The sequence below is a fragment of the Pseudomonas sp. LS_2 genome, from assembly GCF_042709235.1.
Lineage (GTDB): Bacteria > Pseudomonadota > Gammaproteobacteria > Pseudomonadales > Pseudomonadaceae > Aquipseudomonas.
This window is the reverse complement of record NZ_JAVAYC010000006.1, coordinates 41,919-59,131: the sequence shown is the minus strand read 5'-3', so window position 1 is coordinate 59,131 and position 17,213 is coordinate 41,919. Positions and strand designations below refer to the sequence as shown.

At 65.9% G+C, this 17,213-nt stretch carries 22 protein-coding genes; 9 read left to right on the top strand and 13 right to left on the bottom strand.

Annotation, left to right across the window (positions count from 1 at the left end):
* The first annotated feature begins 20 nt into the window (after positions 1-20).
* Complete coding sequence (locus tag RAC97_RS07550) at positions 21-1,892, top strand: TonB-dependent receptor domain-containing protein (RefSeq protein ID WP_375099189.1); 1,872 nt, start codon at positions 21-23, stop codon at positions 1,890-1,892.
* On the opposite strand, the gene RAC97_RS07545 is transcribed toward RAC97_RS07550, so the two are convergent.
* The 12 genes from RAC97_RS07545 to nrdR all read right to left on the bottom strand — a co-directional run bounded on the left by RAC97_RS07545 (position 1,870) and on the right by nrdR (position 10,578).
* Complete coding sequence (locus RAC97_RS07545; RefSeq protein ID WP_375099188.1) at positions 1,870-2,682, bottom strand: cobalamin-binding protein; 813 nt, start codon at positions 2,680-2,682, stop codon at positions 1,870-1,872. The genes RAC97_RS07550 and RAC97_RS07545 overlap by 23 nt on opposite strands.
* Positions 2,682-3,101 (bottom strand): MFS transporter, encoded by a 420-nt coding sequence (locus RAC97_RS07540; RefSeq protein WP_375099187.1) that lies wholly within the window; start codon positions 3,099-3,101, stop codon positions 2,682-2,684. Before RAC97_RS07540 ends, RAC97_RS07545 begins: the two co-directional genes overlap by 1 nt.
* Positions 3,098-3,715: a GTP cyclohydrolase II gene (gene ribA, locus RAC97_RS07535; protein ID WP_375099186.1), complete on the bottom strand. Its 618-nt coding sequence runs from the start codon at positions 3,713-3,715 to the stop codon at positions 3,098-3,100. The genes RAC97_RS07540 and ribA overlap by 4 nt, the downstream gene beginning before the upstream one ends.
* A 136-nt stretch (positions 3,716-3,851) precedes the next feature.
* Positions 3,852-4,601 carry a substrate-binding periplasmic protein gene (locus RAC97_RS07530; RefSeq protein ID WP_375099185.1) on the bottom strand — a complete coding sequence of 250 codons (750 nt, stop codon included), beginning with the start codon at positions 4,599-4,601 and terminating at the stop codon, positions 3,852-3,854.
* A gap of 16 nt (positions 4,602-4,617) precedes the next feature.
* The gene (locus RAC97_RS07525; protein WP_375099184.1) at positions 4,618-5,121 is read right to left on the bottom strand and encodes a phosphatidylglycerophosphatase A; all 504 of its coding nucleotides are present in this window, start codon (positions 5,119-5,121) and stop codon (positions 4,618-4,620) included.
* Positions 5,118-6,080 (bottom strand): thiamine-phosphate kinase, encoded by a 963-nt coding sequence (thiL, locus tag RAC97_RS07520; protein WP_375099183.1) that lies wholly within the window; start codon positions 6,078-6,080, stop codon positions 5,118-5,120. Before thiL ends, RAC97_RS07525 begins: the two co-directional genes overlap by 4 nt.
* 18 nt (positions 6,081-6,098) lie before the next feature.
* The gene (gene nusB / locus RAC97_RS07515) at positions 6,099-6,599 is read right to left on the bottom strand and encodes a transcription antitermination factor NusB (protein ID WP_375099182.1); all 501 of its coding nucleotides are present in this window, start codon (positions 6,597-6,599) and stop codon (positions 6,099-6,101) included.
* Complete coding sequence (ribE, locus tag RAC97_RS07510; RefSeq protein ID WP_186669179.1) at positions 6,596-7,072, bottom strand: 6,7-dimethyl-8-ribityllumazine synthase; 477 nt, start codon at positions 7,070-7,072, stop codon at positions 6,596-6,598. The genes nusB and ribE overlap by 4 nt, the downstream gene beginning before the upstream one ends.
* Before the next feature lie 91 nt (positions 7,073-7,163).
* Positions 7,164-8,255, bottom strand: a complete 1,092-nt coding sequence (gene ribBA / locus RAC97_RS07505; protein ID WP_375099181.1) for a bifunctional 3,4-dihydroxy-2-butanone-4-phosphate synthase/GTP cyclohydrolase II — start codon at positions 8,253-8,255, stop codon at positions 7,164-7,166.
* An 18-nt stretch (positions 8,256-8,273) separates the two neighbouring features.
* Entirely contained in the window at positions 8,274-8,939 is a 666-nt protein-coding gene (locus RAC97_RS07500) for a riboflavin synthase (RefSeq protein WP_375099180.1), read from the bottom strand.
* 41 nt (positions 8,940-8,980) lie between these two features.
* Positions 8,981-10,111, bottom strand: coding sequence for a bifunctional diaminohydroxyphosphoribosylaminopyrimidine deaminase/5-amino-6-(5-phosphoribosylamino)uracil reductase RibD (gene ribD / locus RAC97_RS07495; RefSeq protein ID WP_375099179.1), 1,131 nt, complete (start codon positions 10,109-10,111; stop codon positions 8,981-8,983).
* 2 nt (positions 10,112-10,113) lie between these two features.
* On the bottom strand, positions 10,114-10,578 hold the full coding sequence (gene nrdR, locus RAC97_RS07490; RefSeq protein ID WP_375099178.1) for a transcriptional regulator NrdR: 465 nt from the start codon (positions 10,576-10,578) through the stop codon (positions 10,114-10,116).
* Positions 10,579-10,683: 105 nt separating this feature from the next.
* Between nrdR and RAC97_RS07485 the strand changes: the two genes are divergently transcribed.
* The 3 genes from RAC97_RS07485 to trxA are packed head-to-tail and all read left to right on the top strand — an operon-like array spanning position 10,684 to position 12,703.
* A complete protein-coding gene (locus RAC97_RS07485) occupies positions 10,684-11,139 on the top strand; it encodes a YbaY family lipoprotein (RefSeq protein WP_375099177.1) in 456 nt (151 codons plus the stop codon).
* A complete protein-coding gene (locus RAC97_RS07480) occupies positions 11,140-11,799 on the top strand; it encodes a methyltransferase (protein ID WP_375099176.1) in 660 nt (219 codons plus the stop codon).
* A gap of 31 nt (positions 11,800-11,830) precedes the next feature.
* On the top strand, positions 11,831-12,703 hold the full coding sequence (gene trxA, locus RAC97_RS07475) for a thioredoxin (protein WP_375099175.1): 873 nt from the start codon (positions 11,831-11,833) through the stop codon (positions 12,701-12,703).
* A gap of 52 nt (positions 12,704-12,755) precedes the next feature.
* Here trxA and RAC97_RS07470 read toward each other — a convergent pair whose 3' ends face one another.
* Positions 12,756-13,103 (bottom strand): hypothetical protein, encoded by a 348-nt coding sequence (locus RAC97_RS07470; RefSeq protein ID WP_375099174.1) that lies wholly within the window; start codon positions 13,101-13,103, stop codon positions 12,756-12,758.
* Positions 13,104-13,235: 132 nt separating this feature from the next.
* Between RAC97_RS07470 and RAC97_RS07465 the strand changes: the two genes are divergently transcribed.
* The 5 genes from RAC97_RS07465 (at position 13,236) to RAC97_RS07445 (ending at position 17,189) form a co-directional block, all read left to right on the top strand.
* Entirely contained in the window at positions 13,236-13,823 is a 588-nt protein-coding gene (locus tag RAC97_RS07465; protein WP_375099173.1) for a DUF2796 domain-containing protein, read from the top strand.
* A 1-nt stretch (position 13,824) separates the two neighbouring features.
* Positions 13,825-14,535 (top strand): ABC transporter ATP-binding protein, encoded by a 711-nt coding sequence (locus RAC97_RS07460; protein WP_375099172.1) that lies wholly within the window; start codon positions 13,825-13,827, stop codon positions 14,533-14,535.
* A complete protein-coding gene (locus tag RAC97_RS07455) occupies positions 14,535-15,800 on the top strand; it encodes an ABC transporter permease (protein WP_375099171.1) in 1,266 nt (421 codons plus the stop codon). Before RAC97_RS07460 ends, RAC97_RS07455 begins: the two co-directional genes overlap by 1 nt.
* Before the next feature lie 54 nt (positions 15,801-15,854).
* Entirely contained in the window at positions 15,855-16,379 is a 525-nt protein-coding gene (locus RAC97_RS07450) for a DUF3299 domain-containing protein (protein ID WP_375099265.1), read from the top strand.
* 126 nt (positions 16,380-16,505) lie between these two features.
* Positions 16,506-17,189, top strand: a complete 684-nt coding sequence (locus tag RAC97_RS07445; RefSeq protein WP_375099170.1) for an OmpW family protein — start codon at positions 16,506-16,508, stop codon at positions 17,187-17,189.
* Positions 17,190-17,213: the final 24 nt, after the last annotated feature.

Genomic DNA, 17,213 nt, shown 5'->3' with positions numbered 1-17,213 from the left:
CGATTGCTATGGAATAGCCGATGAAGCCTGCAACCCTGGTCACCCTGCTTTGCCTCCCCGCCCCACTGCTGGCCGCCAGTCGCGACGACGCTCTGAAGCTCCCCGACACCCAGGTGACCGCAAACCGCCAGGTCGAGTCGCGCAGTGCCACCAGCGCCGCCAACAGCGTTTTCACCCGCACCGATATCGACCGCCTGCAACCCACCAGCGTCACCGACCTGCTCAGCCGCGTGCCCGGCGTGCAGGTGGCGCCGACCGGTGGCCGTGGCAGCCTGCCGGGCATCTTCATTCGCGGCACCAAGGCCGCGCAAAGCCTGGTGCTGATCGATGGCGTGCGCATCGCCAACGCCACCTCCGGCGACAGCGGCCTGCAATTTCTGAATGTCGACCAGATCGAGCGCGTGGAAGTGCTGCGCGGCTCACGCTCGGCGGTGTACGGCAGCGATGCGATCGGCGGGGTGATCCAGATCTTCACCCGCCGCGCCGAGGGCCCCGGCGTGCAACCCAGGCTGCGCCTGGCGGCAGGCAGCGAGCGCAGCTTGCAGCGCAGCCTGGGGCTGTCGGGTGGTGACCAGCACACCCGCTTCAACCTCGGCGCCAGCCTGGATGAAACGGCTGGCATCGACTCCACCGGCACCTCCTTCGCCAGCGACTCCGACCACGACGCCTACCGCAACAAGTCGTTCAACCTGAGCCTGAGCCATACCTTCGACGAGCGCTTCGAGGCGGGCCTGAACCTGCTCGACAGCCGTGGCCGCAGCGAGTACGACAACCCTTTCGGGCGCTTCGACCCGATCAGCTTCGAAAGCTTCGGCCAGAAACCCTACACCGACTTCACCGTCAGCAGCCTCGGCACCTACCTGGATGCCCAGCTGACCGACACCTGGCATTCGCGCCTGGAGCTGGGCCATAGCGAGAACCGTGACAAGAAGCGCGACAAGCTCAGCGAAGACGGCAGCGTATTCAACACCTATCGCGACCAGTTGACCTGGCAGAACGACCTGGCCCTGGATGCGCGCAACACCCTGCTGCTGGGGGCCGACGGGTACCAGGACCGCGTGCACGGCAGTACCGAATTCGAGGAAGACAGCCGCTACAACCGCGCAGCGTTCATCCAGCACCGCTACAGTGGCGAGCGGTTCTCTACCGAATTGGGCGTGCGCCGCGACCAGAACCAGCAATTCGGCGGCCAGACCACTTGGAGCGCCAGCCTGACCTTGCCGGTAAATGCCGCCAACGACCTGCTGCTGTCCTACAGCGAAGGCTTTCGTGCACCGACCTTCAACGACCTGTACTACCCACAGTTCAGCAACCCAGACCTGGACCCGGAGCGCTCGAAAAGCTACGAGCTGCAGTGGCGCAGCCAGCTGAGCGTCGACAGCCGCCTGGAGGCCTCGCTATACCGCACCGACCTGCGTGACGCGATCATCTTTGGCGCAGGCTCCATCCCCCGAAACGTGGCCTCGGCGCGCATCAACGGTTTCGAATTGGCACTGAACCAGAATTGGGGCGCTTGGCGCAGCCAGCTGGGCATGGCGCTGATAGACCCGCGCGACCGCGACAGCGGCCACACCCTGGCCCGCCGCGCCAAGCGCACCCTGAACCTGGACCTGGATCGCCAGTTCGAGCGTTTCAGTGTGGGCGCTGGCTGGCAGCTGGTGAGCAGCAGCTATGACGACGAGGCCAATCGCAATCGACTGGGCGGTTATGGCCTGTTCGGGCTGCGCGGCAGCTTCATGGCGAGTGACGACGTGAAGCTCGAGGCCAAGCTGGACAACCTGCTCGACAAGGCCTACAGCCGCGCCCTGTATAACTACGACGGCAGCGACTACAGCTACCGCGAAGCAGGCCGTACCTGGCTGCTGAGCGTCACCTGGACACCGGCACTGTAGCGTCGAGCAAGGTACACAGCTGGGCGGTGGCTTCGATCATCTGCCCGCTGGGACGCTCCAGGCCCTTGTCGGGTAGCACCAGCAGGCGCTTGCCGGCCACCGCGCCCAGGCTCGGCCAGGCCTTCCAGCTCGCCAGTTGCGCCGCATCGCCCGCCAGGATCACCTCGGGGTCACGCAGCAACACCGACTCGACGCTGACCTGCGGCGCGGGTTGCGCCAAGTCGTCGAAGATATTGCGTGCGCCGCACACGGCCAGGGCATCGCTGACCACCTGTCGCCCCCCCAAGGTGTACAGCGGTTTGTCCCAGACCTGGTAGAAAACCCGCAGCGGCGGGTCACGACGATAGCGGTCGCGTAACGACTCCAACCGCTGGCGCAGCGAACCGGCATAGGCACGACCGCGCTCGGCACGCCCCAGGCGTACGGCGATGGCCTCGATCTGCTCGATCAACTGGTTCAGGTCGTGGGGTTCGCTGCTGAAGGTGGCGATGCCCAGACGGCGCAGCTGGTCGCGCTGGGCAGGGGGCACGCTGCCCGGCCACAACAACAGCAGGTCGGGCTCGAGGGCCAGCAGGCGTTCCATGTCCAGCTGCCCATAGCGCCCCACAGAGGGCACCCCAGCCAGCCTCGCGGGGCGCTCGCCACTGTCCACCAGACCCACCAATAGGTCGTCGGCCCCCAGCTCCAGCACCACCTCGGTCATCGAAGGCGCCAAGCTGACCACGCGCAGCTTATCGGCGCCCAGGGCGCTCAGGGTGAACAGGCAGAGACAGAACAGCAGCGCCCGCATCAGCCCAGCTGGCGCGGAATGCGGTAGAGGTACAGCAGCACCAGGGTTGAGAGGGCCAGGAGAATCTGCGGCACCGCCTCCAGCCCGACCAGCACCGACAATGCGGCAACCCAAGCGGGGAAGCAGGCGAAGAACATGGCCATGCGTCGCACCCGGGCCAGCTCGATCCAGGCGGCGGGTTCGTCGGCCGAGCCCAAGGCCTTGGAGGTAGCGACCAAGGCGCGCTTGTAGGCGCCGAAGCGTGGCAGGCTGAGGAACAGGGTGGCAGCGCCACCCAGGAACAGCGGCAGGGCCAGCACCGGCATCAGCGCCGTACCGCCACCAAAGGCCCAGGCCATGACCAGCAGCGGCAACAGGCCGACCGCCAGGTATTGCCACCAGGCCAGGGTCAGCCGCCACTTCACCTGGCTGCGGGTCACGCCTGTGGCACCTCACCCTGGTGCTCGTTGCCCATCATGTGGCCGAGCTTGCCGGCCTTGGTCGCCAGGTACAGGCGGTTGTGCGGGTTGTGCCCGGTGTGCAGCGGCACGCGCTCGGCCACGGCGATGCCCATGCTGGTCAAAGCCTTGACCTTGCGCGGGTTGTTGGTCATCAGGCGTAGCGACTTCACGCCCAGGTGCTCGAGCATCGGCAGGCACATGGCGTAGTCGCGCTGGTCGGCGGCAAAGCCCAGGCGCTCGTTGGCCTCGACGGTGTCGGCGCCACCATCTTGCAGCTCATAGGCACGGATCTTGTTCAGCAGGCCGATGCCCCGGCCTTCTTGACGCAGGTACAGCAGCACACCGCGGCCTTCACGGGCGATGGCCTGCAGCGCAGCTTCCAATTGCGAACCGCAGTCGCAACGCTGGCTGAACAAGGCATCGCCAGTCAGGCACTCGGAGTGCAGACGCCCGAGCACTGGCGCACCGTCGTCGAACTCACCCAGGCTGAGCACTACGTGCTCGCGGCCGGTGGCTTCGTCGAGGAAGCCATGCATGGTGAATGTCGCGAACGGCGTTGGCAGTTTCGAAGCGGCAACAAATACGACGGGCACGTTGTGCTCCTAGTAAGTAGGAATTTTCATATTGCGCGATTGTATCAGCAGCCAATCCGGCATGCGCAGGGTGAATATCGCGGCTTAAGATCGAAAAGTTCGATGCATAGGCTTTGCGCCTGTGCAGCGAAGCGTTTCAACGCGGCTGGGTATCGGCGGTAAACGGGTAAGGCTGCTTCCAGCGCTGGAAAATCGGCTTCAGCTCGCCGCTGCGTACCAGTTGTTCCATGCGGGCATCGAACAGGTCGCGCAGGGCCTGGCCCTGCTCGCTGTCGGTGAATGCCAGGTACAGCGGCAGCTCGGCGATGTGGGTACGGCGAAAGTTCGCAGGCTCGCGGGCCTGCTGCAGCACCGAGTCGACCTCGGTCAAGGCATCGATGTAGAAATCGACCCGATCGTACTCGAGCATCGGCAAGATGCCCTCGCGACGCTGGATCTCACGGAAATTGCCCTGGATGCCCGGCAGGTAGTTCTGGTAGTCGTAGCCGCGTACCCAGGCCAGGCGCCAGGTGCCCAGTGTCGCCAGGGTCGGCGGCGGCTTGCTGGCCAGGCCCAGGGCATAGATGTGGTCCATATCGAAATGCCAGCGCGGGTAGAGGTTGTCGTCGTTTTCATCCTTGTACGACCCCACCCAGGCATCGGCCTCGCCGCGTTTGACCAGGCCCACCGCACGGCTGTAAGGCGCACTGTGGGCCAGCACCTTGACCCCGGCAGGCTCGAACACCTTGCGCAGCAGGTCCCAGGCCAGGCCAGTGCCATCGCCGTTGGTGTAGTCCAACCATTGCTCGCTGACCAGGCGCACCTGCTTGGGCACGCCGTCAGCCTCGGCTGCGCTCAGCCAAGGCGAGAACAGCAGCAACGCAAGCAGCACAGACCTCACGGCCATCGACACACTCCCTGTATCAGGCAAACAACCAGACCAGAACCTGCATGCCCAGCCAGGCGAAAACGCCCGCCAGGATATCGTCGAGCATGATCCCCACGCCACCATGTACGTGCCGGTCGATCCAGCGGATCGGCCATGGCTTGAGGATGTCGAAGAAGCGGAACATCAGGAAGCCCGCCAGCAGCCACTGCCAACCTTCCGGCACCAGCCACAGGGTGATCCACATGCCGACCATTTCGTCCCAGACGATGCCTTCATGGTCGTGCACCCGCAAGTCGTTCGCCACCTTGCCGCACAACCAGAAGCCAAACAGCATGGTGATGCCCAGCAGCAGCCAGTAGCCCCAGTCCGGCAGCATCTGCCACAGCGGGATGAACGGCAGCGCCACCAGCGAACCCCAGGTACCCGGTGCCTTGGGCAGGGTGCCGGAACCGAAGCCGAAAGCGATGAAGTGCCAGGGGTTGCGCCAGACCGAAGGCGGAACGAACTCCGCAGGCACCTGGTTGGGGTGGTCGGTCACGGTGTCTCCCTAAAATGTTGATAACCCCGCTGGCGCGGGGTGATGTCCTGGCCCTGGGCGTCGAGCAGCGTCACGCCCTGCCCTTCGCGCACACGGCCAATGACCTGTGCGCCAGGTAACTGCGCCAGGGATGAAAGGTGTTCGGGGGCCAAGGTGAAGGCCAGCACGTAGTCGTCCCCTCCGCTCAAGGCCGCCTGCAACGCCCCTTCCCGTCCTACAAAGGCCTGCAAGGCAGGAGACACCGGCACCTGGGCCAGGTTCACCTCCAGCGCCACGCCCGAGGCCTTGGCGATATGCCCGCAATCGGCCAGCAGCCCGTCGGAGATATCCAGGGCCGCAGTGGCACGCCCGCGCAGGGCAAGGCCCAGGGCGAACTGCGGAGGCGGCGACCAGTAGTGGGCCAGCAACGGCTCGGCCTGCTCGGCAGGGGCCTGGCGTTCGCCGAGCACCAGCGCCAAGGCACCGGCAGCATCGCCGAGGTAGCCACCGACGCACAGCAGGTCGCCCGGGCGAGCGCCACTGCGGCGCAGGGCCTGGCCACTCGGGACACGACCGAACACGGTGACGGTGATGCTCAGGGGGCCACGGGTAGTGTCGCCGCCGATCAAGCTGAGGCGACACTGGCTGGCCATGCGTTCGAGGCCTTCGGCGAAGGCCTTGAGCCAATCGGCGCTGACCTCGGGCAAGGTCAGCGCCAGGGTGAAACCTACAGGTTCTGCGCCCATCGCCGCCAGGTCGCTGGCGGCCACGGCCAGCGCGCGCTGGCCGAGCAATGCTGGTTCGCAGGCAACAGGGAAATGCACGCCGGCAACCAGCGTGTCGGTAGAGATCGCCAGTTGCTGGCCTGTCGGCAGTTCCAGCAGCGCACAGTCGTCGCCGATGCCCAATGCCACGCCCTCGCCGCCCTGCGCACAAGGCGCGGCGGCGAAGTAATGGCGGATCAGCTCGAACTCACCCATGGCCGGTCAGCGCCGGAATCAGCGCTTGTTCGCCTTGACTTCCGCTTCACGCAGGTTCGGCGCGAGCTTGTCCAGCACACCGTTGACGAACTTGTGCCCGTCGGTGGCGCCGAAGACCTTGGCCAGCTCCACACCCTCGTTGATCACCACGCGGTACGGGACGTCGACACGCTTGATGAACTCCCAGGTGGACAGCCGCAGCACGGCCAGCTCGACCGGGTCGAGCTCATCGAGGGCCAGGTCCAGGCATGGCTTGAGGGCGTTGTCGATCTCGCCCTTGATGGCCGGAACCCCGTGGAGGATCTCGCGGAAATAGGCGCCATCGACATCGGAGAAATCGTTATCGACCCGGAATTGCGCTTCGATCTCGTTCAGCGAGTGCTGTGCCATGTGCCATTGGTACAGGGCCTGGGTCGCGAGCTTGCGGGCTTCGCGGCGCTTGGCGCTCTTCGATGGCTTGCCGGCATCGGCCGGTTGTGGATCGCGCGGGTTGAAACGATCGCTGTCGTCGCTAATCACTTGGCCTCCAACTGCGCCAGCAGGCTGACCATTTCCAGGGCGGAAAGGGCTGCTTCGGCGCCCTTGTTACCGGCCTTGGTGCCGGAACGCTCGATGGCTTGCTCGATCGAGTCGACGGTCAGTACGCCGAAGGCGACCGGAACGCCGAACTCCATGGACACCTGGGCCAGGCCCTTGGTGCACTCGCCCGCCACGTATTCGAAGTGCGGGGTACCGCCACGGATCACCGCACCCAGGGCGATGATCGCGCTGTAGTCACCTTGCTGGGCGACCTTTTGTGCCACCAGCGGGATCTCGAAGGCACCCGGGGCACGGATGATGGTGATGTCGCTTTCGCTGACGCCGTGGCGTACCAGGGCATCAACGGCACCGCTCACCAGGCTTTCGACGACGAAGCTGTTGAAGCGGCCAACCACCAAAGCATAGCGACCTTTGGGGGCGATGAAGGTACCTTCGATGGTCTTCAGGGTCATTCCGGAGTTCTCATCTTAAAGAGCGAGGCCGCGCTAGGCGGCCTACAGGAGGGTTTGGACACGAGCGGCAGGCTTTATGGCAACGCCTGTGTCACTCGGAGGGCACGTATTCTACAACTTCCAGATCGAATCCGGATATCGCGTTGAACTTCATCGGCGAGCTCATCAGGCGCATCTTGCGCACGCCAAGGTCACGCAGGATCTGCGAACCGGCACCCACCGTGCTGTAGGTGGACGGCGACTTGGTGTGCACCTCGCCTGCGCTTTCGCGGATATGCGCCAGCAGGACGTCGCCATCCAGCGGGTGGCCCAGCAGCAGCACCACGCCGCTACCGGCCTCGGCCACGGCGCTCATCGCCGCGCGCAGGCTCCAGCGGCCCGGTTGCTTGACCATCAGCAGGTCGCGCAGCGGGTCCATGTTGTGCACCCGCACCAGGGTCGGTTCTTCGGCGCAGATCTTGCCCAGGGTCAGGGCCATGTGCACGTCGCCTTCCACCGAGTCGCGGAAGGTGACCAGGTTGAACTGGCCCAGTTCGCTGTCCAGCGGCTGCTCGGACACGCGCTGCACGGTGCGCTCGTGGATCATGCGGTAGTGGATCAGGTCGGCGATAGTGCCGATCTTCAGGTTGTGCTCGGCGGCGAACACTTCAAGCTCCGCGCGGCGCGACATGGTGCCGTCGTCGTTCATCACCTCGCAGATCACCCCGCTCGGCTCGAAACCGGCCATGCGCGCCAGGTCGCAGGCCGCCTCGGTATGCCCGGCGCGGGCCAGGGTGCCGCCGGGCTGGGCCATCAGCGGGAAGATGTGGCCAGGGCTGACGATGTCCTCGGCCTTGGCGTCCTTCGCGGCGGCGGCCTGTACGGTACGGGCGCGGTCGGCAGCGGAGATGCCGGTGGTGACGCCTTCCGCGGCCTCGATCGACACGGTGAACTTGGTGCCGAAGCCCGAGCCATTGCGCGGCGCCATCAGCGGCAGCTTCAGCGTTTCGCAACGCTCGCGGGTCATCGGCATGCAGATCAGGCCGCGCGCGTGCTTGGCCATGAAGTTGATGTGCTCGGGCAGGCAGCATTCGGCTGCCATGATGATGTCACCTTCGTTCTCACGGTCTTCGTCGTCCATGAGGATGACCATTTTGCCCTGGCGAATGTCTTCGACCAGTTCTTCGATGCTGTTGAGCGCCACTCGGCACCCCCTTCTCAATCAGGATTTCAAGAAGCCGTTGGCGGCCAGGAAGCTTTCGGTGATGCCACTGCCTTTGCTCGGCTCAGCGGCCTTGTCGCCCAGCAGCAGACGCTCCAGGTAACGGGCCAGCAGGTCGACCTCAAGGTTGACCCGACGACCTGGGCGGTAGTCGGCCATGATGGTTTCGGACAGGGTGTGCGGGACGATGGTCAGTTCGAACTCGGCGCCATCGACCTCGTTGACCGTCAGGCTGGTGCCATCGACGGTGATCGAGCCCTTGTGGGCAATGTACTTGGCCAGCTCCTTCGGCGCACGCACGCGGAACTGGATGGCGCGGGCGTTATCGCTGCGCGAGATGATTTCGCCGACACCGTCGACATGGCCGCTGACCAGGTGGCCGCCCAGGCGGGTGGTGGGGGTCAGGGCCTTCTCCAGGTTGACCCGGCTGCCGCTCTTGAGGTCGACCATGGCGGTGCGCTTGAGCGTCTCGACGCTGACGTCGGCCCAGAAGCCGTCGCCCGGCAGCTCCACGGCGGTGAGGCAGACGCCGTTGACCGCGATGCTGTCGCCGAGCTTGACGTCGCCCAGGTCGAGCTTGCCGGTCTCGACGTAGACGCGCACGTCACCGCCCTTGGGGGTCAGGCTGCGGATGGTGCCGATGGATTCGATGATGCCGGTGAACATGGGTGCTCCTCAAATACGGGCTGCGCGAAGGCAGCCAGGCATTATACGCCGACCGCGGGCGAGGGGATGGCAGTGACTTGCCAGTCATCGCCAACCGCGCGCATGCCGGTAATCTTCAAGCGCGGCGCCTCGCTCATCTTCGCCAGGGGCCAGTCCAGCAGCGGGCGCGCCTGGGAGCCGAGGAAGGTGCCGGCGACGAACAATCGGTATTCATCGACCAGCCCTCGCTGGGCAAAGGCGCCGACCAGACCAGCGCCGGCCTCCAGCAATATTTCGTTGACCCCGCGCGCGGCCAGGGCCTGCAACAGTGCAGGCAGGTCGACCCGACCGTCACTCCCCGGCAGGCTCAGCAACTCGTGGCCGGCCTCGGCGTAACGCGGGTCCGGCGCCTGGGCGGTGACCACCAGCGCTGGGCCTGCCTGGAAGAACGGGGCCTCCAGCGGCAGGCGCAGGCGTCCGTCGACCAGCACGCGCAGCGGCGGGCGCGAGAGCGCCAGGGCGGTGAGCGCCTCATCCAGGCCCAACTCGGCAGCGCGCACGGTCATCCGGGCGTCGTCGGCCAGCACGCTCTGGGCACTGGTCAGCACCACGCTGGAACGTGCGCGCAGGCGCTGCACCGCGGAACGTGCGGCGGGCCCGGTGATCCACTGGCTCTCGCCGCTGGCCATGGCGGTGCGTCCGTCCAGGCTCATGGCCAGCTTGGCGCGCACGTACGGCAGGCCATGCTCCATGCGCTTGAGAAAACCGGGGTTGAGGGCGCGGGCTTCGGCCTCCAGCACACCGCTGGCGACCTCGATACCCGCCTCGGCCAGACGCCGCAGGCCATTGCCGGCCACTTGCGGGTTCGGGTCCTGCATCGCCGCCACCACCCGCGCCACACCGGCCTTGACCAGCGCCTCGGCGCACGGCGGCGTGCGGCCATGGTGGCTGCACGGTTCGAGGGTCACGTAGGCCGTGGCGCCACGGGCCAGCTCGCCGGCCTGGCGCAGGGCATGCACCTCGGCATGGGGCTCGCCGGCACGCTCATGCCAACCTTCGCCGACCACCTGGCCGTCGCGCACGATCACGCAGCCTACGCGGGGGTTGGGGTGGGTGCTGTAGAGGCCCTTGCGGGCCAGCTCCAGGGCGCGCGCCATGCACTGGGCGTCGAGGACGGCGGTCTGGCTGGGCATGCTCATTCCTTGGCAGGCTCGCGGGCCAGGCGGTCGATTTCCTCGCGGAATTCATCGAGGGCCTGGAAACGCCGGTAGACCGAGGCGAAACGAATGTAAGCGACTTCATCGAGCTTGCGCAGCTCGGCCATCACCAGCTCGCCCACCACCAGCGACTTGACCTCGCGCTCGCCGGTGGCGCGCAGCTTGTGCTTGATGTACGCCAGTGCCGCTTCCAGGCGCTCGACGCTCACCGGGCGTTTTTCCAGCGCGCGCTGCATGCCGGCACGCAGTTTGTCTTCATCGAAGGGCTGGCGGGTGCCGTCCTGCTTGATCAGGCGTGGCAGTACCAGTTCGGCGGTTTCGAAGGTGGTGAAACGCTCGCCGCAGGCGACGCATTCACGACGGCGACGCACCTGCTCGCCTTCGGCGACCAGACGTGAGTCGATGACCTTGGTGTCGTTGGCACCGCAAAAGGGACAGTGCATGGTGGCAGGCAACAAAAAAAGGGATCGCCATGGTAGCGCATCCCACTGGCAAGACAAGCCAAAGGGGTTACCATCCTGGGAAATCTGCCCGTGAAGGATTACCCCATGCATCATCGCGCGCTCGTCGTACTGAGCATTGCCGCCCTACTGGCCGCCTGTGGCAGCGACCGGCCCAAGCCCGAGCAGGCCCCGCCCCCCGTACCAGCAAGGACCGTGGTCAAGCAGCCGGAAACGCCCGGCCCGCTGCCGGCGCACCAGCGCGAACTGAGCGGCACCCTGCTGGAGGTTCCGCCCGGCGCCAAGGTCGAGCTGGCCCTGCTGGTGATCGACGAACGCGGCCGACCGCAGCGCCTGCTGGCCAGCGAGACCTTCACCGGCACCGGCCAGGCCCTGCCCTACCACCTGCGTTTCAACCCCGAGGCCTTTCCTGCCGGGGCTCGCGTCGAGCTGCGCGGTCGCGCCACCCAGTCGGGGCAACTGATCCTGCACTTGCCGCCGCGGCTCGTCGCCCAGGCCGAAACCCAGGCCATCGGCCCGCTGCGTTTCGAAAAGGCGCCCTGAATGGCTCCGCGGCAACTGCAACAGGCACTGAGCGGGCTGATCGGCGAGGCGCGCCTGGTGACCAGCGAACTGCCTGGCTGCGCGCTGAAGCTCTGGCTGGTGGACGCGCAGAACATGGACCGCGCCTTCAGCCCCGATGAAACCCGGCGCATTCTCGAAGACCCGCCCTACTGGAGCTTCTGCTGGGCCAGCGGCCTGGCCATGGCACGCTTTCTGGCCGAGCACCCCACGTGGGTGCGTGGCAAGCGCGTGCTGGACTTCGGCGCAGGCTCGGGTATCGCCGGTATTGCCGCCGCTCGTGCCGGCGCACTGGAAGTGGTTGCCTGCGACCTCGACCCGCTGGCACTGGACGCCTGCCGGGCCAACGCGGCGCTCAATGGCGTAACGTTGAGCTACAGCGACGATTTCTTCGCAGAAGCCGACCGCTTCGACCTGGTGCTGGTCGCCGACGTACTCTACGACCGCGCCAACCTGCCGTTGCTCGATCAGTTCCTCAGCCGTGGCCGCCAAGCGCTGGTGGCCGACTCACGGGTACGCGACTTCAACCACCCGCTGTACCGCCCCCTGGGCGTGCTTGAGGCCCTGACCTTGCCGGACCTGGCCGAGCCGCACGAATTCCGCCGGGTCAGCCTGTACCACGCCAGCCGCGAGCCTTTATAGTGCTGGCATTCAGAGATTTGCGAGAGTCACCATGAGCCAAGCCACGCCGTACATCTTCGACGCCACCGACGCCACCTTCCAGCAGCTGGTGATCGAGAACTCCTTCCACAAGCCGGTGCTGGTCGACTTCTGGGCCGAGTGGTGCGCGCCGTGCAAGGCGCTGATGCCATTGCTGGCGAAAATCACCGAGGGCTACCAGGGCGAGCTGCTGCTGGCCAAGGTCGACTGCGACGCGCAGCAGCAGATCGTCGCCCAGTTCGGCATCCGCAGCCTGCCGACCGTGGTGCTGTTCAAGGATGGCCAGCCGGTCGATGGCTTTGCCGGCGCCCAGCCGGAGTCGGCCATTCGCGCCATGCTCGAACCCCATGTGCAAATGCCTGCCGCACCCACGGCGTCGCCCCTGGAACAGGCCAAGGCGCTGTTCGCCGAAAGCCGCTTCAGCGAGGCCGAGGCCGTGCTGACGGCGTTGCTGGGTGAAGACAACAGCAATGCCGAGGCGTTGATCTACTACGCCCGCTGCCTGGCCGAGCGCGGCGAGCTCGGTGAGGCGCAAGTGGTGCTGGACGCGGTCAAGACCGACGAACACAAGGCAGCCCTGGCAGGCGCCAAGGCCCAGCTGACCTTCCTGAGCCAGGCCGCCAGCCTGCCGGACGCCGCCGAGCTGAAGAGCCGCCTGGCGCAAAACCCGCAGGATGACGAAGCGGCCTACCAGTTGAGCATTCAGCAACTGGCACGCCAGCAGTACGAGCCGGCACTGGACGGGCTGCTCAAGCTGTTCCAGCGCAACCGTGGCTATGAGAACGGCTTGCCGCAGAGGGCCCTGTTGCAGGTGTTCGAACTGCTCGGCAGCGACCATCCGCTGGTGGGCGTGTACCGCCGCAAGCTGTCGGCGGCGATGTTCTAAGCGCACCGGCCTCCTGCAGGCGCGGGCAAGCCCGCGCCTGCAGGTGATGCTTTCAGCCCACCCAGTGATAAACGGGTGCATCCGCCCCGGCTTCCACCTTCACCTCGCTGCTGTGGCGCAAACGCACCAGCAGCCGCTTGCCCGCCGCGACGCTACCGGCGACGCCCTCCAGTTGCGCCAACAGCTCAGGCCCGCTGAGCTGGCCCGCCTCGCGCAACAGCTCCCGCGCCGCCATCCATTGCCCATCATCCTGGCGGGGTGCCGCGCTAACCGTCGACGTAGGCGCCACTGCGCCCGCAGGCACCTCATCGAGCTTGCGACCCAGTTGCGCCCACTCCTCGGGGGCCAGTTCGATGCTCAGGTCTACCGGCCAATCGCCGATCTGTCCGCGAATTCTCACGATGATTTCCTAAAGTCCGGGCCAATGCGCCATGCTCCCATGAACATGAAACCTACGCCAGGCGGGCTGGCACGCCGCGGAAAAGTTGTTATAACATTGCGAAATCCTTTCATTCCCGCTTCGGAGTCGTCCATGCGCCGCCTGCTCCTCGCCCTGCCCTTCGCCCTGCTGCCCCTGGCCGTTGCCCAGGCCCATAGCGATCACGACCATGACCACGATCACGCCCACGGCACCCTGGGTGCCCATGAGCACGGTGTCGCACGCCTGAACGTGGTGTTGGACGGCGCCACCCTGGAGCTGGAGTTGGACAGCCCGGCGATGAACCTGGTGGGCTTCGAGCATGTCGCTACAAGCGATGCCGACAAGGCCAAGGTCGCCGCCGCCCGCAAGCAACTGGAAGAGCCCCTGAAGTTGTTCGGCCTGGCCACCGCGGCAGGCTGCCAGGAAGAAAACCAGGAACTGGAGAGCCCGCTGTTCGGCGACCAACCCTCGGCCAAGGACGACGATGGCGACCATGACCATGACCATGAACATGGCCACAGCGAAATACACGCCCATTACCAGCTGGCCTGCGCCACCCCTGGCAAGCTTACCCAGGTCGATCTGGCACCGCTGTTCAAGGCCTTCCCGCAAACCCAGAAGATCAACGTGCAGTTGATTGGCCCGAATGGCCAGAAAGGCCTGGAAATCACGCCATCCAAGGCCGTGGTCGGTTTCTGAAATGAGTCAGCCGCTGATCGAGTTGCATGACCTGGCGTTCGCCTGGCCAGGCCAGGCGCCGCTGCTGGACATCCCCGCATTCCGCCTGGAGGCGGGCGAGGCGCTGTTCCTCAAAGGCCCCAGCGGCAGCGGCAAGACCACCCTGCTCGGCCTGCTGGGCGGGGTGAACCGCCCAGGCCAGGGCGGCATTCGCCTGCTGGGGCAGGATTTGGCCCAGCTGGGCCAGGGCGCCCGCGACCGCTTCCGGGTCGACCACACCGGCTACATCTTCCAGCAGTTCAACCTGCTGCCGTTCCTCAGCGTGCGGGAAAACGTCGAGCTGCCCTGCCGCTTCTCGAAGACCCGCGCCGAACGTGCCGTGCAACGCCACGGCAGCATCGACCAGGGCGCAGTGCAACTGCTCGCCCACCTGGGCCTGGACGACCCGGCGCTGCTCGCGCAGCGCGCAGGCAACCTGTCGATCGGCCAGCAACAGCGTGTCGCCGCGGCCCGCGCACTGATCGGCCAACCGGAACTGGTGATTGCCGACGAGCCCACCTCGGCGCTCGACGCCGATACCCGCGAGGCGTTCATTCGCCTATTGTTCGATGAATGCCGCGCCGCCGGTTCCAGCCTGCTGTTCGTCAGCCACGACCAGAGCCTGGCGCCACTGTTCGACCGTCACCTGTCCCTGGCCGAGCTCAACCGCGCCGCCAAGCCCCGGGAGGCCTGATGTACCTGCTTCGCCTTGCCTTGGCCAGCCTGGCCAACCGTCGTTTCACCGCCTTCCTCACCGCCTTCGCCATCGCCTTGTCGGTGTGCCTGCTACTGGCTGTGGAGCGCGTACGCACCGAGGCCCGCGCCAGCTTCGCCAGCACCCTCAGTGGCACCGACCTGATCGTCGGCGCGCGCTCAGGCTCGGTGAACCTGTTGCTGTACTCGGTGTTTCGCATCGGCAACGCCACCAACAACATCCGCTGGGACAGCTACCAGCACTACGCCCAGGACCCCCGAGTGAAATGGGCCATTCCCATTTCCTTGGGCGACTCGCACCGCGGCTACCGGGTGATGGGCACCACCGACGACTACTTCAGCCACTACCAGTACGGCCGTCGACAGAACCTGCAACTGAGCCAGGGCCGCCCCTTCGCCGACGATCCGTTCGAAGTGGTACTCGGCGCCGAAGTGGCCGAGGCGTTGCACTACAAGCTCGGCGACACGCTGGTGCTGGCCCATGGCGTAGCCGCCATCAGCCTGGTCAAGCACGACGACAAGCCCTTCACCGTAGTCGGCATACTGCAACGCACCGGCACCCCGGTGGATCGCACCCTGCACATCAGCCTGGCGGGCATGGAGGCGATCCATGTCGATTGGCACAATGGCGTACCCGCCCGCGGCGCAGGGCGCATCAGTGCCGAGCAGGCACGTGGCATGGACCTGCAACCGACCGCGATCACCGCCTTCCTGCTCGGTCTGAACAGCAAGATCGCCACCTTCAGCCTGCAGCGGGAAATCAACGAATACCGCGGCGAGCCGCTGCTGGCGATCCTTCCGGGGGTGGCTTTGCAAGAGCTGTGGAGCCTGATGGGCACTGCGGAGCAGGCGCTGTTCGTGGTGTCGCTGTTCGTGGTGCTGACCGGGTTGATCGGCATGCTCACGGCGATCCTCACCAGCCTCAACGAACGCCGCCGGGAAATGGCCATCCTGCGCTCGGTCGGTGCGCGTCCCTGGCATATCGCTGGGCTCTTGGTGCTCGAAGCCCTGGCCCTGGCGCTGAGCGGCATCGCGGCCGGGCTGGGCCTTTTGTATGCCGGCATAGCCCTGGCCCAGGGCTATGTGCAGGCCAACTATGGGCTATACCTGCCGTTGGCCCTACCCAGCGCGCACGAATGGACGCTGCTGGCTGTTATCCTCGGCGCAGCACTGCTGATGGGCAGCGTGCCGGCCTGGCGCGCCTACCGGCAGTCGTTGGCCGATGGCCTGTCGATCCATCTTTGAGACCTGTTCATGTTCAGCCAGCTCGAAAACAACACCGCGCCCTCGCACAGAGCGCTGCAGATACTTCTGCTGCTCCTGCTGGTGCTGATCATCCCGGCATGGGCCAGTGAGCCAAGGGAACTGGACTGGCCGGCGCTGATCCCCGAAGGCGCGCCGGTGATCCCGCCGCAGTTGACGCCCCTGCACGACCTGTCGCAGATGGGCAGTTCGCTGAGCGATGCCCTGGCCGCCGAGTCTGCCCCGGCGGCGCGCCAGCCGGGCCCCGATGCCCCGGTGGTCAAGGCGCTGGACGGGCAGCAGGTGAAGCTACCCGGCTACATCGTGCCGCTGGAGGTTAGCGAAGAGGGCCGCACAACCGAATTCCTGCTGGTGCCGTACTACGGCGCCTGCATTCACGTGCCCCCGCCACCGGCGAACCAGATCGTGCATATCGTCAGCGAGATGGGCGTGCGCGTCGACGACCTTTACCAGCCTTATTGGATCGAAGGCCGCATGCAGGTAAAGGCTACCCGCAGCGAGCTGGCGGATGCCGGTTACCAAATGGAAGCCGAGAAAATCTACGCCTATGAACTGCAATAGGTAGCTGGCCGTTTTTTGAGCCAGATCAAGGCTTGATCCAGGGTGGCTTGAGCTGGGTCAAACCTTCTGTTTAAGCGGTTGCTTACCATTGGACTACTCACTTACACACGTCCTTTGGGAGCTTCCATGAACAAGACCTTGCTCAGCGCCTCACTCATTGCCCTCGCGCTGGCAGCCCCCGTCGCTCACGCCCACAAGGCCGGTGACTTCATCGTCCGCTCCGGCGCCATCACCACCGCGCCGAACGAGAACAGCGGCGACCTTAGGCTCGACGGCGCCAAGGTCTCGGGCACCAAGGCCACCTTGACCAGCGACACCCAGCTGGGCCTGACCTTCGCCTACATGCTCACCGACCACGTCGGCATCGAGCTGTTGGCCGCCACACCGTTCAAGCACGAAGTCGGTGTGAAAGGCCTGGGCGCAGGCCTCGACGGCAAGCTGGCGGACGTCAAGCAACTGCCTCCGACCCTGTCGCTGCAATACTACCCGCTGGATGCCGGCTCGAAGTTCCAGCCCTACGCTGGTGTCGGTATCAACTACACCCTGTTCTTCGATGAAGACCTGACCGGGAACCGCAAGCAGCAGGGCTTCAGCAACATGAAGGTGCAAGACTCGATCGGCTTCGCCGGCCAGTTGGGCATGGACTACATGATCACCGACAACCTGCTGGTGAACGCCGCGGTCTGGTACATGGACATCGACACCAAGGCCACCATCAACGGCCCGACCGCACTGGGCGTGGGCAAGACCAAGGTCGACGTGGATGTGGACCCGTGGGTCTACATGGTCGGGATCGGCTACAAGTTCTGAAGCCCCCCGCCGCTGCCGCAAAAA